The sequence below is a fragment of the Microbacterium sp. NPDC019599 genome (genome assembly GCF_040632175.1).
In the GTDB taxonomy this organism is placed as follows: domain Bacteria; phylum Actinomycetota; class Actinomycetes; order Actinomycetales; family Microbacteriaceae; genus Microbacterium.
This window is the reverse complement of record NZ_JBEYBL010000010.1, coordinates 78,940-94,238: the sequence shown is the minus strand read 5'-3', so window position 1 is coordinate 94,238 and position 15,299 is coordinate 78,940. Positions and strand designations below refer to the sequence as shown.

The following is a 15,299-nucleotide window of genomic DNA, read 5'->3' as shown; positions in this document are numbered from 1 at the left end:
TCAGCCCACCGCGAACACCGGACCCCGGCAGCCGGCGGAGGCACAGGATGGTCGGCATGGACGATGACGACGTGCTCGATGCCTACTCGCGGGCGGTCACGGCGGTCGCGGCATCCGTCCTGCCCTCCGTCGCCGCCGTGGCGGTGCGCTCGTCGCGCGGCTCGGGCGGCGGGAGCGCGTCGGTCATCTCGGGCGACGGGCACCTGCTCACGAGCGCGCACGTCGTCGAGGGCGCGGGGCGCGTGTCGGTCGCCTTCGCGAACGGCACCGAGCTGCCCGCGACGGTCGTCGGCAGCGATGCGCTGAGCGACCTCGCCGTGCTCCGGGCCGAAGGCGACACACCGCCGCCCGTCCCGTGGGGCGATGCGACCGGCCTCAGGGTCGGGCAGCTCGTCGTCGCGCTCGGCAACCCCCTCGGGCTGGCCGGAAGCGTGACGGCCGGCATCGTCTCGGCGCTCGGGCGCTCGCTGCCCACGCGGGCAGGTCGCGTCGTCGACGAGGTGATCCAGACGGATGCCGCGCTCAACCCCGGCAACAGCGGCGGCGTGCTCGCCGACAGCCGCGGCCGCATGATCGGCGTCAACACGGCCGTCGCGGGCATCGGCCTGGGGCTCGCCGTGCCGATCAACCCCACGACGCGCGAGATCATCGACTCGCTCATCCGCACGGGGCGCGTGCGCCGGGCATGGCTCGGCGTCGCCGGGGCGCAGGTGCCGCTCGCACCTGCCGTCGCCGCCAAGGTCGGCGCCCGCACGGGGATGCAGGTCGCGTCGGTCGTCGAGGGAAGTCCCGCCGAGCACGCCGGCGCGCGCCGCGGAGACATCGTCATCGCCCTCGACGGGACGCCCATCACGACCGTGACGGGCGTCCAGCGCCAGATGGTCGAGAACGCCATCGGGCGGCGGATGGAGATGACGCTCTGGCGCAACGGCGCCCTCGTCGACGTCGTCGTCGAGCCCGAGGAGCTCCGCACCGGCTGACCCCCGCGGTCCGGGCCGCGCACGCGTCGCGCGTCGGGCCGGATTGCGCGAGGATCGTCTCTGGCGTGACGGTGCCTGACGTGGACCGCGCCACGAGAGGAACCCGAATCATGAAGACCATCGAGCTGTCCGGTTTCGATCGCCCCGCGCCCAACGTCGTCCTGGGCCTCATGCGGATCGCCGACCTCGACGACGAGGCGATCCGCACGCTCGTCTCGACGGCGCGCGACGCCGGGATCGACTTCTTCGACCACGCCGACATCTACGGCGGCGCCCTGCACGCGTGCGAGCGGCGGTTCGCCGAGGCGCTGCGCCTCACGCCGTCCGAGCGCGAGCAGATCACGATCCAGACGAAGTGCGGCATCCGGCAGCCCGGTCCGTACTTCGACTTCTCGTACGAGCACATCGTCTCGTCGGTCGAGGGCTCGCTGACCGCCCTCGGCACCGACTATCTCGACATCCTCCTGCTCCACCGTCCGGATGCGCTCGTCGAGCCGGACGAGGTCGCCCGCGCCTTCGACGAGCTGTCGGCGGCCGGCAAGGTGCGCGCGTTCGGCGTCTCGAACCACACGCCCGGGCAGATCGAACTGCTCAAGGCGTCCGTCCGGCAGCCGATCGTCGCGAACCAGCTGCAGCTGTCGATCACGCACGCGCCGATCATCGCCCAGGGAGTCGCGGCCAACATGCAGGGCACGGAGCAGTCCGTGACCCTCGACGGCGGCGGCATCGTCGACTACTGCCGCCTCAACGGCATCACGATCCAGGCCTGGTCGCCGTTCCAGGCCGGATTCTTCACGGGCGTCTTCCTCGGCAACCCGCACTACCTCGAGCTCAACGCCGTCATCGACCGCCTGGCCGGGAAGTACGGCGTGCCGGCGATCGCGATCGCGACGGCCTGGATCACGCGGCATCCCGCCGGCATGCAGGTCGTGCTCGGAACCACGAACGCCGAGCGCGTCGCCGGGGCGGCGCTCGGGTCCGATATCCCGCTCACCCGCGCGGAGTGGTACGAGCTCTTCCGCGCTGCGGGCTATCGCGTCCCCTGACGCGGGGCGCCCCCAAGCGCCGGCTATATCGTGAATATAGGTAATGATGTAGTAGGGTAACGGTGTGGAACCCACGATCCTCGACCGTCTGCTCCTCATCGGGGCCCTGTTCGACCGCGACATGGCGCGCGCCTTCGCCGGCACACCGCTGTCGGCGGCGCGGATGCGGGTGCTCTGGGTGCTCGAGCACTCCGGCGCCATGACGCAGCAGGCCCTCGCGCACGCGCTCGACGTCACGCCGCGCAACGTCACGGCACTCGTCGACGTGCTCGAGGAGTCTGGGTACCTGCGCCGTGAGCCGCATCCGACCGATCGCCGCGCGATCCTCGTGCACCTCACGGATCTCGGCGCCGAGCTCATGGCCCGGACGGTTCAGGAGCACGTCGAACTCAGCGCCATGCTCCTCGATGCCGTCGATCCCGCGGACCGGGCCGCCGTCGAGCGCGGCGTCGAGGCGATCGCCGACCGGCTGGCGCTGCTCGTCGACGAGGCCGCCGCGCAGGCGCAGGCGGCGGGCGCAGCATCCGGACCCCGCCCATGACGGCGCCGCCCGTCCTCGCCAAGCCCGGTCTCGGCGAGAGGGTCAAGGGCGCGGCCGCCCTCATCTGGCGCGCCGTGCTCCTGGAGCTGCGGATCTACGCGAGCATCGGCCGAGCCGTCGCGCGACGGCCCGCGATCGCGCCCGGGGCGACGGGCTTCGGATATCACCGCCCCGTCCTCACGATCCTGCTCATCTTCATCGGGCTCTCCGCCGTCGAGATCCCGATCATCGACCTCATCGTGCACCGCTGGCCCGTCCCGCGGATCATCCTCCTCGTCCTCGGGATCTGGGGCGTGACCTGGATGGTGGGCCTCCTGTGCGCCTACCTCGTGAAGCCGCACACCGTGGGACCAGACGGCATCCGCGTCCGCGAAGGTCTCGAGACCGACATCCCGCTCTCGTGGGACGACATCGCGTCGGTCACGCGCGGGACGCGCATCGACGAGCCGAAGTCGCCGCGGATCGTCGAGACGGACGACGGGCGGATGCTGTTCCTCCGCATCCAGCACGAGACCAACGTGGAGATCGCCCTCGAGCGGCCCACCGTCGTGCGCCTGCCGGGCCGTGCGCCGAAGGGCGGCGAGCAGACGGTGACCTCGGTGCGCCTGTGGGCCGACGACCTCGACGGCTTCATGGAGGCGGTGCGACAGCACATCCCGTGAGCGGCTCGATGCCGGTGCGCGCCGGGACCGCCGGTGCATTCCGTGACGGGCATGCGACGGCCCGGACCGGCGCCCCCATCGACGGGGCCATTCCCGCGGCGTAGCGTGATGTGACGTAACAGAAGAGCCGCGCCGCGCGGCTGCCCGTAGGCTTCGAGACGTGCTGACCTGTCGCTGTTGTCGCTGAGTGCTCCACCGCATCTCCTTCGACGACCCCGACAGCTCCCGCGCACTCGATGCGCGGCCTTAACCCAAGGACACACCGTGCGATACGCGCAGACCGTCGCCGACCTCGTCGGCAACACGCCCCTCGTCCGTCTCAATCACGTCACCGACGGCATCCAAGCCACCGTGCTGGCGAAGGTCGAGTACTTCAACCCCGGCGGATCCTCCAAGGACCGCATCGCCGGGAACATCATCGACGCGGCCGAGCGCGAGGGACTCCTGAAGCCGGGCGGCACGATCGTCGAGCCGACGAGCGGCAACACCGGCGTCGGGCTCGCGCTCGTCGCGCAGCAGCGCGGCTACCGCTGCATCTTCGTCGTCCCCGACAAGGTCGCGGAGGACAAGCGTGCCGTGCTGCGCGCCTACGGCGCGGAGGTCGTCGTCGCACCCACCGCCGTCGAGCCGGAGGACCCGCGCTCGTACTACAGCGTGTCGGACCGGCTCGTGCGCGAGATCCCCGGGGCGTACAAGCCCAACCAGTACGCCAACCAGAACGGCCCGCGCAGCCACTACGAGACGACCGGCCCGGAGGTCTGGCGCGACACCGAGGGGCGCGTGACGCATTTCGTCGCCGGCGTCGGGACGGGCGGGACCATCACGGGGACCGGGCGGTTCCTCAAGGAGGCCTCGGCGGGCGAGGTGCGCATCGTCGCCGTGGACCCCGTCGGCTCGATCTACTCCGGCGGGCCCGTGCACGGCTACGACGTCGAGGGAGTCGGCGAGGACTTCTGGCCGGAGGCCTACGACCCCTCCGTCGTGGACGAGATCCATCGTATCAGCGACGCGGAGTCGTTCGCCATGACGCGCCGCCTCGCACGCGAGGAGGGACTGCTCGTGGGCGGCTCGAGCGGGATGGCGGTCGTGGGGGCACTCCGCGCGGCGCGCGACCTGCCCGCGGAGGCCGTCGTCGTGGTCCTGCTGCCCGACCACGGGCGCGGATACCTCAGCAAGCTGTTCGACGACGACTGGATGGCGGAGCACGGCTACTCCGCCGACTCGACCGCATCCGCAGACACCACCTCGAGGAGCAACGCGTGACCGAAACGCCCGCCGCCCGCACCGGCGTCCCTGCCCGCGGCTTCGAGAGCCTCGCCGTCCACGCCGGCCAGGCCTTCGATCCCACGACGGGCGCCGTCATCCCACCGGTGCATTTCTCGACCACGTATGCCCAAGCCGGCATAGGCGGGCTGCACGGCGGGTACGAGTACGGGCGCAGCGGCAACCCGACGCGCACGGCGCTCGAGCGTCAGCTCGCCGCACTCGAGGGCGGACTTCACGCGTTCTCGTTCTCGTCCGGCCTCGCGGCGGAGGACGCGCTGCTCCGGGCCGTGCTCCAGCCCGCTGACGAGGTCCTTCTCGGCAACGACGTCTACGGCGGCACGTACCGCCTGCTCGCCCGGATCCTGGGTCCGTGGGGCGTCGGCGTCCGCGTCATCGACATGAGCGACCTGGATGCTGTCGCCGCCGAGCTCTCGGCGCGCCACGCCCGCATCCTCTGGGTCGAGACGCCGAGCAATCCGCTCCTGAAGATCACCGACATCGCGGGGCTCGCGCGGCTCGGCCACGAGGCGGGAGCGCTCGTCGTCGTCGACAACACGTTCGCTTCGCCCGCGCTGCAGCAGCCTCTCGCGCTGGGCGCCGATGTCGTCGTGCACTCCGCCACCAAGTACCTCGGCGGGCATTCCGACGTCGTCGGCGGCGCACTCGTCGTCGATGACGACGAGCTCGCCGAGAAGGTCAAGTTCCTGCAGTTCGCGGTCGGCGCCGTGTCAGGCCCGCTCGACGCGTTCCTCACGACGCGGGGCATCAAGACGCTCGCGCTGCGGATGCAGCGGCACAGCGAGAACGCCGGCGCCGTCGCCGAATTCCTCTCGCGACATGAACGCGTCGCACACGTCTACTACCCCGGCCTCGCCGACCACCCGGGGCACGAGATCGCGGCGCGCCAGATGTCGGGGTTCGGCGGCATCGTGTCGCTCGCCCTGGCCGACGGGCCCTCCGCGCGGCGATTCGCCGAGTCGACGCGGATCTTCCAGCTCGCCGAGTCGCTGGGCGGCGTCGAGTCGCTCGTCAACTACCCGGACGAGATGACGCACGCCTCCGTCCGCGGCACGGAGCTTGCCGTCCCTGAGGAGGTCGTCCGGCTCTCGGTCGGCATCGAATCCGTCGACGACCTCCTGGCCGACCTCGACGACGCGCTCCGCCAGCTCTGAGTCACGGGCGCCACTGCCGCCGATCGACAGGTCAACCACGCCGTTGCAGCACGACGCCGGCGGCGGCGGGGAAACTCCTGATCCGGCGGCGACCTAGACTGGAAGCATCCCTTCCGTCTCCTCCTCTCCGAGTACCCCTGTGTCGTCAACGCCCGCTCCGCGCACTTTCGAGGTGCGGCACGTGCAGCTCGCGCGTGCCGTGTTCGCGGCGCTCGCGGCCGTAATGATCACGTTCTCGCCCGACCACTCGGCGGCCGTCGGCATGGCGGTCTTCAGCGGGTGGGCGATCGCGAACGCTATCGTGTTCCTCGTCGCGGTGTGGCTGGTCCACCCGGCCGGAAGCCGTTGGCCGTCCGTCCTCCTCGCGATCGTCACCATGATCGCGGGGATGGTCGGCGGCGTCACGACGTGGCGCACGACCACCTTGTTCTTCGTCGTCGTCATCGTGTGGGCGGTCCTGGCGGGCGTCATCGAGACGACCGCGGGCATCCGTCAGCGCCGTGCGGCGATCCTGGCCGACGACGCGCAGCGTCACGGCGAGGCGCGCGACTCGCTCACGGTCGGGATCCTCACGCTCGCACTCGCGGTCGGCCTCCTCTTCGTGCCGACCAAATACGCGCTCGAGTACTACATCGCGGACGCGGGTCAGTCCTTCACCCTCACCGGCATCACGATCGGGGTCGGGATCTTCGGCGCCTACGCGGCGATCATCGCCGTGTATCTGGGCATCGCGGGCTTCTCGCCGCGTCGCGCCGCCGTCGCGCCGGCTTCGCCCGCCGAGCCCGAAGCCGAAGGCACGGCCGCGGCATCCGATCAGGAGAAAGCCTCATGACCGACAAGCCCACTCGCCGCGACCTCATGAAGCCCGTCCAGCTGCTCGGTCTCGCCTTCGGCGCGGCCGCCTTCACGGGCATCGTGACGCTCGTCTCGATGGGATTCTTCCAGAACCGCACGGGTGCCGAGCTGCAGCAGGTGGGCGTCATCGCGGCGATCGCCGCCGGCGTCGCGTTCATCGCGGTCCTGCTCATCGTGTCGCTGCTCCTCCTCGCCGTCGACCCCGCTCAGATCGAGAAGACCGTCGACCGTCCCGTCCTCCTCGACAAGGAGCAGGCGGATGCCGAGGGCGATGCGCCGGATGCCGCGCCCGCCGGCGACCAGCCGCGCACCTGACGTCTCTGGTTTCCTTTCCGGACCTGCGCTAGCGTGTCCGCAAGCGCGGGCTCGCTGTGGACCTGCGCCTTGGGAAAGGGTGAGCCGTCCGAGTCCGACGGTCGCTCACATCGGCCGACGAGGTTCCGTCTCGACGACCCTGGGGTAGTCCGCCGACCCGACGGGGATCGGTTGGTGTGGCGTGTCTGGATTCCGAATCTCGCGCGGACTGGCCGGCGTGGTCGCCGGTCTGCTGGTCGTGGCTCTGCTGGGGCCCGTGCCGGCCGCGCTCGCCGCTCCGACGCCCATCCAGCCGCGTCCCGCGGCGGCGGTGACGGCGGATCGGCTGCCGACAGTGCAGATCAACGGAGTCGTGTGGTCGCAGGCCGTCGTCGGCAACACCGTCTACGCGGGCGGCTCGTTCAGCCAGGCCCGCCCCGCCGGTGCCGCGCCCGGCACGAACCAGACCCCGCGCAGCAACCTCCTGTCGTACGACATCACGACGGGCAACCTCAACACGAACTTCAATCCGAGCCTCAACGGTCAGGTGCGCGGGGTGGCGGCATCCCCTGACGGCTCGCGGATCTACGTCGTCGGCGACTTCAGCGTCGCCAACGGGCAGCAGCGTCAGCGGCTCGCGGCCTACAGCACCGCGACCGGTCAGCTCGACATGTCCTTCACTCCGGTGGGCGTCACCGCTTCGGCGCGCGCGGTCGTTGCCACAGACACCGCCGTCTACGTGGGCGGCGGCTTCCAGGGTGCGGGAGGCACTCCGCGCAACAACCTCGCAGCCTTCTCGGCGAGCACCGGAGCACTGCTGTCGTGGAACCCGAACGCCGACTACACCGTGTGGGCGCTCGCCTACAGCGCGAGCCAGAACGCCGTGTTCGCCGCCGGCTCGTTCCAGAACGTCGGCGGTCAGCCCGCTTACGGCCTTGCGAAGATCGACGCCGCGTCGGGCGCCCTGGACACAGGGTGGCAGCTGGCGAGCGTGACGAGCCCGCCCTCTCCGCGCAACGCCGGGAACAACGCCGGCTGGACGAGCCTCAAGGTCGTCGGCGAGAACGTCTACGGGACGGGCTGGGTGTTCGGCAACGGCGGCAACCTGGAGGGCATCTTCAAGGCGTCCGTCGCGAACCCGGGGACGCTGCAATGGGTCGTGGACTGTCACGGCGACACCTACTCGAGCTTCGTCAGCAACGGCATCGTGTACGGCGCGAGCCACTCGCACTTCTGCGGGAACATGGGCGACGGCGCTCCGCAATACGAGCAGTGGAAGTTCCAGTTCGCACTCGCGTGGAACGACACGCAGACCGGCGACATCCTGAACGACCCGCTCAACTACGCGAACTGGCGGGGGCGACAGGGTCCGGCGCTCATCAACTGGAACCCCGACATGACGATGGGCACCTACACGGGTCAGTACCAGGCGGCTTGGACCGTCGAGGGCAACGCCGATTACGTCGCCTACGCCGGCGAGTTCCCCACGGTCAACGGCGTCGGCCAGCAGGGCCTCGTGCGCTTCGCCCGCAAGCCCATCGCACCCGCCCGCGAGGGTCCGCGATTCGTCAACGGAACGCTCATCCCGACCCTGGTTCCCGTCTCCACGACGGCGCTGCGGGTCAGCTGGCCGGCCGGGTTCGATCGAGACGACTACACGCTGGCGTACCGGATCACCCGCAACGGGACCACGGTGAAGACCACGACGGCGAATTCGAACTGGTGGACGCTGCCGGCGCAGGGCTTCGTCGACACGGGGCTGTCGCCCGGGCAGTCCTACACGTACCAGGTCGTCGTCAACGACGCAGACGGCAACACCGTCTTCGGCGCCCCGACGTCCGTCACGATGCCGACGTCGTTCGCTACCGCGAACGCGTATGCGGCACTCGTGCGCAGCCTCGGCGCGCGGATCTACTGGCCGCTGAACGAGACCTCCGGACTCGTCGCGACGGACCGCGCCGCGACGCCGACGTCCCCCGACAACGTCGGGGTGACCGACGGGCGCGCCGACACCGGGGTGACGTGGAACCAGCCGGGTGCCGTCACAGGCGACAGCGCCGCCACGCTGGGCGACAACGACTTCAGCCGGATCTTCACGGGGAACTGCCCTTCGACGGCCTCGTGCAACCTCAGCACCGTGACGGCGCCCGACACGTTCACGGCCCAGGTCTGGATACGGACGAACACGACGCGCGGCGGCCGGATCCTGGGCTTCGGCGACCTCCAGAACGGCATCTCGGACCACCATGACCGCCACATCTACATGGACAACGCGGGGCGCCTCATCTTCGGCGTCCGCAGCGAGACCGGCGCGGCGCGGACCGTCACGTCGTCGGCGACGTACCGGGACAACCAGTGGCATCTGGTGACCGCGACGATGAGCTCTCAGGGGATGAGGCTCTACGTCGACGGTGCACTGGTCGCGCAGCGCGCCGACACGACGCAGGGCGAGCGGTACCTCGGCTACTGGCGGCTGGGCGGGGATGCGCTCAGCGGGAGCGCCCTCATCGGCTGGCCCAGCGTGCCGAACACGGTGAACTTCATCGGCGGGGTCGACGAGGTCGCGATCTACCCGACGGCCCTGTCGCTCACCGACATCCAGGCGCTGTACGCCGCGCGCAACGGAGGAGGCGGCCCGCCGCCTCCGAACCAGCCCCCGGTGGCGGCCTTCACGTCGAGCACGAACGCCCTCACGGCATCGTTCGACGCGGGGTCCTCGATAGACCCGGACGGGATCGTGACGGGCTACTCGTGGACGTTCGGCGACGGCACGACCGATACGGGACCCACGCCGAGCCACACGTACGCGAACCCGGGCACGTACTCCGTGACGCTGACGGTGACCGACAATGCCGGCGGGACCGACACCGAGACGCAGTCGGTGACGGTGGCTGCGGCATCCGTCATCGCAGCGGATGCTTTCAGCCGGTCCGTCACGGGCGGCTGGGGGTCGGCGGACACGGGTGGCGCGTGGGCGATCAGCGGAGCCCCGAGCGACTTCGCGGTCGCGGGCGGCGCGGGAACCCTGCGGATGGCTGCGGCATCCGGACCGTCGGCGTACCTCACGGCGGTGAGCGCCCGCGACTCGGAGACCGTGGCGCGCTTCGGCTACGACAAGCCGGGCAGCGGCGGCGGGATCTACACGTCCTTCGTCGTACGGAGGATCGGGACGTCCGACTACCGCGTCAAGCTCCAGTCCACGGCGACGGGCACGACCATGACGCTCGCGCGAACGGTCAACGGCGCCGAGACGACGCTGGCCGCGCAGGGGCTCGGCACCGTCTACGTCCCCGGCGACGTCTGGAACGTGCGGTTCCGCGTGACGGGCACCGGGACGACGACGCTGCAGGCGCGCGCGTGGAAGGACGGCACGACCGAGCCCTCGACGTGGACGACCGCGACCGACACGACGGCGGCCCTGCAGGCGCCCGGAGCCGTCGGCGTCTACAGCTACCTGTCGGGCTCGGCCAACAACGCGCCCATCACGCTGAGCGTCCTCGACCTGCAGGTGAATGCGCCGTAGCGGCGGCAGGCCGGGTCAGACTCGCGGCTCGTCGGCCTCCCGTTCGGCGGAGAGGAGGTCGACGAGCTCCGAGGCGAGCCCCGCATAGGTCGACGGCGTGAGCGCGAGGAGACGGTCCTTCGCGGCGTCGCCGATGTCGAGGCCGCGCACGAACTCGGCGAGCTCCTCGGCTCCGACCCGGCGGCCGCGCGTGAGCTCCTTGAGCAGCGCGTACGGATCCGTGATCTGCGAGCGGCCCTCGACGATCTCGGCGCGCACGACGGTCTGGATCGCCTCGCCCAGGATCTCCCAGTTGCCGTCGAGGTCGGCCAGCAGCACGTCCTCCGCGAGCGAGATCTCGCCGAGGCCGCGCAGCAGGTTGTCCAGCGCGAGGAGCGAGTGCCCGAGGGCGACGCCGATGTTGCGCTGCGTCGTGGAGTCGGTGAGGTCGCGCTGCAGGCGCGAGGTCACGAGCGTCTGCGACAGGGTCGCGAGCAGCCCGCCCGAGATCTCGAGGTTGGCCTCGGCGTTCTCGAAGCGGATCGGGTTGATCTTGTGCGGCATCGTCGATGAGCCGGTCGCACCCGCGACGGGGATCTGCGCGAAGTAGCCGAGCGAGATGTAGGTCCAGATGTCGACGGCCAGGTTGTGCAGGATGCCGCCCGCGTGGCGGACGCGGTCGTACAGCTCGACCTGCCAGTCGTGCGACTCGATCTGCGTCGTGAGCGGGTTGAAGCCGAGCTCGAGCGACTCGATGAACTCGCGCGCGATCGTGGGCCACGCCGCATCCGGCTCCGCGGCCAGGTGCGCCGACCAGGTGCCCGTGGCCCCCGAGAACTTCGCGAGGAAGTCGGATGCCGCCACCTGCGCCGCGACCCGCTCGAGGCGCCACGCGAAGACCGCGAGCTCCTTGCCCATCGTCGTGGGGGTCGCCGGCTGACCGTGCGTGCGGGACAGCATGGCAGCATCCCGGTGCTCGACGGCCAGTGCGCTGAGCGCCTTGACGACGGCGTGGAGCTTGGGCAGCCACACCTCCTCGATCGCGCGCTTGACCGTGAGGGCGTATGCGGTGGAGTTGATGTCCTCGCTCGTGCAGGCGAAGTGCGTGAGCTCGGCGATGCCGTCGAGGCCGAGCTGCGCGAGGCGGTCGCGGACGAGGTACTCGACGGCCTTGACGTCGTGGCGCGTGACGGCCTCGCGCTCGGCGAGCCACGCGATCTCGTCGGGTCCGAAGTCGAGGTACAGCACGCGGAGGCGGTCCTTCTCGACCTCGCCGAGGGGACGCGTCCCGAAGAGGGAGCGGTCGGTGAGGGCGATCAGCCATTCCACCTCGACCTCGACGCGGGCGCGGTTCAGGCCCGCCTCCGAGAGGTAGTCGCCGAGGTCCGCGACGGCGGCGCGGTAGCGGCCGTCGAGGGGACTGAGGGGCTGGATGCCGAGGGCGGAAGAAGAGGTCACGGGACTCCCGTCGCAACGCTTCGCGCGCCGCTTCGCACCATCAGACGACGGCGGGGCGGATCGCGGGTTCGAGCTGCCGGAAGAGCGCCCGGCTCGCGCTTTCGATCATACCGAGCACCTCGTCGAACATTCCGGGGCCGGCGTAGTACGGGTCGGGGACGTCGAGCGTGCGCGCCTGCGCGTCGAACGACATGAGCAGCGCGATCTTGTCGGCGTCGGCCTCGCCGCGCGCCCAGCCCTTCAGAATGCGCTCGTGGCTGCGGTCGAGCGCGACGACGAGGTCGTTGTGCGCGAAGTCCCCGAGCGTGAACTGGCGCGCGCGGTGCAGCGCGCCGTCGTAGCCGCGGCGCTCCAGCGCCTCGATCGTCCGCAGATCCGCCTGCTCGCCGACATGCCAGTCACCCGTCCCCGCACTCGTCGAGCCGACCCGATCGCGCAGGCCTGCAGAGGCGGCGAACTCGCGGAACACGATCTCGGCCATGGGCGAGCGGCAGATGTTCCCGGTGCAGACGAAGACGACGCGGAAGGGCTCCACGGCGCTGGCACTCATGGCCTCCATTCTGTTCCCTGACACGCCCGCAGGACAGACCGAATCCGGCCCATATCGTTCACCTGTCGGCCACCGCAAGATCTTCCGCCGCGGCCCCGGCTCGCCTAGCGTGGCGCCGGGAGGCTCATGAGGCCTTCCGTTCGCACGCGCTCGCCGAGGAGACCCCCGTGAAACACCCTGTCCGCCGCCCGCTCGCCTATCTCGTCACGGGGGCATTCGCCCTCGGGACCCTCGCTGCCGCGCCGCCCGCCGCGGCCGCCGACGGTCCCGTCGTCATCAACGAGTTCCTCGCGAACCACGATGGCACCGATGTCATCGAGTACATCGAGCTGCTGTCGACGCCGGGCACTGATCTGGCCTCGTACCGCGTCCTCGAGATCGAGGGCGAGGGGACGGCGATCGGCGTCGTGGACGGCGTCTTCGGGCCGGGCACGCCCGACGCGTCGGGCCGTGTGCTCTTCGACCTCCCCGGCAACGAGCTCGAGAACGGCACGATGAGCCTGCTGCTCGTGACAGGCACGATCCCGGTCCTCGGGAGCGACATCGACACGAACAACGACGGCGTCGTCGACGCGGCCGGCCTCGTCGTCGTCGACTCGGTGGCGGTGCGGGATGCCGAGGGCGCCGATGTGACGTACGGTCCCGTCACCCTCAGCCCATCCTTCGATGGCGGCGCCAACGCGGTGGGAGCGGCATCCCGCATCCCCGATGGGACCGACACCGACACGACGGCCGACTGGGTGCGCAACGACTTCGACCGCGCCGGGCTCCCGAACATCGCCGGGACGCCGACCTTCGGTGAGGCCTTCAACACGCCCGGGGCCGCCAACGCGCTCGTCCCGAAGCCCGAGGCGCCTGCAGGCGACGCCGACTGCACCGCGTCCACCGTCGCGATCGGCTCCGTTCAGGGCTCCGGCGCCACGTCGCCGGCGAACGGCACGACGGTCCGCATCGAGGGCACCGTCGTCGCGGACTTCCAGACGACGGATCTCGACGGCTTCTACCTGCAGGATGCCGGTGACGGCGACTCGGCCACATCCGACGGCATCTTCGTCTATCAGAACGACGGCGACGACACTCCGGGCAACGGCGACGGGATCATCGACGTGTCCGTGGGCGACGTCGTGAACGTGGCGGGTGCCGTCAGCGAGTTCCAGGGCCTGACCGAGGTCACGGCGAGCGACACCGAGGTGTGCGAGACGGGCGGCGACGTCCCCGCGCCGATCGAGCTCGCGCTTCCGCTCACGCAGGCTCAGCGCGAGGCGCACGAGGGCATGTACGTGACGCTTGCGGGGACGCTGACCATCGCGGAGTATTTCGAGTTCGGCCGGTTCGACGCCGTGACCGTCTCTCCGGAGCGGCAGTACCAGCCGACCGCGACGATCGAGCCCGGGCCCGAGGCCGCGGCGCTCGCGGCAGCGCATGCCGAGGAGCAGATCATCGTGGACGACGCGAGGTCCAGGCAGAACCCCGACCCGCTCTACCACCCGAATGGCGCGCCCTTCACGCTCGACCACGTCTTCCGCGGCGGTGACACGCTCACGGGGGTCACGGGCATCCTCGATCAGCGCAAGCGCACCGGAGCCGAGGCGACCGAGTACGGCATCCAGCCGACCCAGCCTCCCGTCTACCGGTCGGTCAATCCGCGCACGAGCGCACCCGTTGTCGGCGGCGACCTCGAGGTCTCGAGCTTCAACGTCCTGAACTACTTCACGACGCTGGGCTCGCGCGGTGCCAACACGGCGGAGGAGCTCGCGCGGCAGCAGGCGAAGATCGTGTCGGCGCTCGCCGAGATCGACGCCGATGTCTTCGGTCTCATCGAGATCGAGAACAACGGCGACGCCGTGCCGCCCGCCGTGCCCGCTGTCGAGACGCTCACGAACGCGCTGAACGACTTCATCGGCGAGGACGTCTACGCCTACATCGACACTCCGAAGATCGGCACCGACGTGATCACGACGGCATTCGTCTACAAGACGACGACGGTCGAGCCGCTGGGAGACTTCGCGCTGCTCACCTCGACGGTCGACCCCCGCTTCATCGACACGCTCAACCGTCCCGCGCTGGCGCAGACCTTCCGCGGGCTCGAGGGCGGCGAGCCGTTCACGGTCACGGTGAACCACCTGAAGTCCAAGGGCTCCGACTGCAACGCCGTCGGCGACCCCGACACGGGCGACGGCTCGGGCAACTGCAACATCACGCGCACCAATGCGGCGCTCGCGCTCGTCGACTGGCTCGCGAGCGACCCGACGGAGCAGGGCACCGGCGACCGGACGCTCATCATCGGCGACCTGAACTCGTACGACAAGGAAGACCCCATCGACGTCTTCATCGACGCGGGGTACACGGACCTGCTCCTGGCACACCAGGGCGAGGACGCGTACTCGTACGTCTTCGACGGCCAGCTCGGCTACCTCGACCACGCGCTCGCCGGCCCGGGTCTCGTGGACGATGTGACCGGCGCGTCGACGTGGTCGATCAACGCCGACGAGGCGCAGGTGCTCGACTACAACACCGAATTCAAGCCCGCGAGCCAGGTCACGGGGCTGTTCGCCCCCGACCCGTACCGCTCCAGCGACCATGACCCGGTCCTGGTCGGGATCGACCTCGACACGACGCCGCCGACCCTCGCGGTGACGGTGTCGCCGAGTGTGATCTTCCCGCCGGCCAACGCGCTGCGCACCGTGACGGTCGACGTGGACGCGGAGGACGACAGTGGCGAGGTCACGGTCGAGCTGGTCTCGGCCACGGCGTCCGGATCGTCCAAGGCCGCCATCACGACCGTCGACGACACGACCTTCCGGGTGCGTGCCGCCAACAAGGCCGTCTACGACATCACGTACAAGGCGACGGATGCCGCGGGCAACAGCACGACGACGAGCGTCCGTGTGACGGTCGGCCCGGGCACGTAGCCCCTCGCTCCTGCACAGCGCGCCGAGCGCGGCGCGTTCTCCCGAACCCCTCGGGTGAGCG

General features: G+C 70.5%; 12 protein-coding genes. 10 read left to right on the top strand and 2 right to left on the bottom strand.

Annotated elements, in window-relative coordinates; translation table 11 throughout:
* Window positions 1-47: 47 nt before the first annotated feature.
* The 9 genes from ABZ477_RS15980 to ABZ477_RS15940 all read left to right on the top strand — a co-directional run bounded on the left by ABZ477_RS15980 (window position 48) and on the right by ABZ477_RS15940 (window position 10,339).
* Window positions 48-980, top strand: a complete 933-nt coding sequence (locus ABZ477_RS15980; protein WP_360135203.1) for a trypsin-like peptidase domain-containing protein — start codon at window positions 48-50, stop codon at window positions 978-980.
* Window positions 981-1,090: 110 nt separating this feature from the next.
* Window positions 1,091-2,026 (top strand): aldo/keto reductase, encoded by a 936-nt coding sequence (locus ABZ477_RS15975; protein WP_360135201.1) that lies wholly within the window; start codon window positions 1,091-1,093, stop codon window positions 2,024-2,026.
* A 64-nt stretch (window positions 2,027-2,090) separates the two neighbouring features.
* The gene (locus ABZ477_RS15970) at window positions 2,091-2,567 is read left to right on the top strand and encodes a MarR family transcriptional regulator (protein WP_360135199.1); all 477 of its coding nucleotides are present in this window, start codon (window positions 2,091-2,093) and stop codon (window positions 2,565-2,567) included.
* Complete coding sequence (locus ABZ477_RS15965; protein WP_360135197.1) at window positions 2,564-3,229, top strand: hypothetical protein; 666 nt, start codon at window positions 2,564-2,566, stop codon at window positions 3,227-3,229. The genes ABZ477_RS15970 and ABZ477_RS15965 overlap by 4 nt, the downstream gene beginning before the upstream one ends.
* 264 nt (window positions 3,230-3,493) lie before the next feature.
* Complete coding sequence (locus ABZ477_RS15960; protein WP_360135195.1) at window positions 3,494-4,492, top strand: pyridoxal-phosphate dependent enzyme; 999 nt, start codon at window positions 3,494-3,496, stop codon at window positions 4,490-4,492.
* Entirely contained in the window at window positions 4,489-5,667 is a 1,179-nt protein-coding gene (locus ABZ477_RS15955; protein WP_360135193.1) for a cystathionine gamma-synthase, read from the top strand. The genes ABZ477_RS15960 and ABZ477_RS15955 overlap by 4 nt, the downstream gene beginning before the upstream one ends.
* Window positions 5,668-5,848: 181 nt before the next feature.
* On the top strand, window positions 5,849-6,499 hold the full coding sequence (locus ABZ477_RS15950) for an acyl-CoA synthetase (protein ID WP_360135191.1): 651 nt from the start codon (window positions 5,849-5,851) through the stop codon (window positions 6,497-6,499).
* Window positions 6,496-6,837, top strand: coding sequence for an amino acid transporter (locus ABZ477_RS15945; RefSeq protein ID WP_360135189.1), 342 nt, complete (start codon window positions 6,496-6,498; stop codon window positions 6,835-6,837). The genes ABZ477_RS15950 and ABZ477_RS15945 overlap by 4 nt, the downstream gene beginning before the upstream one ends.
* 181 nt (window positions 6,838-7,018) lie before the next feature.
* On the top strand, window positions 7,019-10,339 hold the full coding sequence (locus ABZ477_RS15940; protein ID WP_360135187.1) for a PKD domain-containing protein: 3,321 nt from the start codon (window positions 7,019-7,021) through the stop codon (window positions 10,337-10,339).
* Window positions 10,340-10,354: 15 nt separating this feature from the next.
* On the opposite strand, the gene purB is transcribed toward ABZ477_RS15940, so the two are convergent.
* On the bottom strand, window positions 10,355-11,776 hold the full coding sequence (purB, locus tag ABZ477_RS15935) for an adenylosuccinate lyase (protein WP_360135185.1): 1,422 nt from the start codon (window positions 11,774-11,776) through the stop codon (window positions 10,355-10,357).
* A 40-nt stretch (window positions 11,777-11,816) separates the two neighbouring features.
* Window positions 11,817-12,326 carry a low molecular weight protein-tyrosine-phosphatase gene (locus ABZ477_RS15930; protein WP_360135183.1) on the bottom strand — a complete coding sequence of 170 codons (510 nt, stop codon included), beginning with the start codon at window positions 12,324-12,326 and terminating at the stop codon, window positions 11,817-11,819.
* A 167-nt stretch (window positions 12,327-12,493) separates the two neighbouring features.
* Between ABZ477_RS15930 and ABZ477_RS15925 the strand changes: the two genes are divergently transcribed.
* Window positions 12,494-15,238, top strand: a complete 2,745-nt coding sequence (locus ABZ477_RS15925; protein WP_360135181.1) for an ExeM/NucH family extracellular endonuclease — start codon at window positions 12,494-12,496, stop codon at window positions 15,236-15,238.
* Window positions 15,239-15,299 lie beyond the last annotated feature (61 nt).

What these genes read in the sequence shown, in the direction of transcription:
- ABZ477_RS15980 (WP_360135203.1), top strand. Translation starts at nt 48, where the DNA reads ATGGTCGGCATGGACGATGACGACGTGCTCGATGCCTACTCGCGGGCG.
- ABZ477_RS15930 (WP_360135183.1), bottom strand. Translation starts at nt 12,326, where the DNA reads ATGAGTGCCAGCGCCGTGGAGCCCTTCCGCGTCGTCTTCGTCTGCACC.
- ABZ477_RS15975 (WP_360135201.1), top strand. Translation starts at nt 1,091, where the DNA reads ATGAAGACCATCGAGCTGTCCGGTTTCGATCGCCCCGCGCCCAACGTC.
- ABZ477_RS15945 (WP_360135189.1), top strand. Translation starts at nt 6,496, where the DNA reads ATGACCGACAAGCCCACTCGCCGCGACCTCATGAAGCCCGTCCAGCTG.
- ABZ477_RS15965 (WP_360135197.1), top strand. Translation starts at nt 2,564, where the DNA reads ATGACGGCGCCGCCCGTCCTCGCCAAGCCCGGTCTCGGCGAGAGGGTC.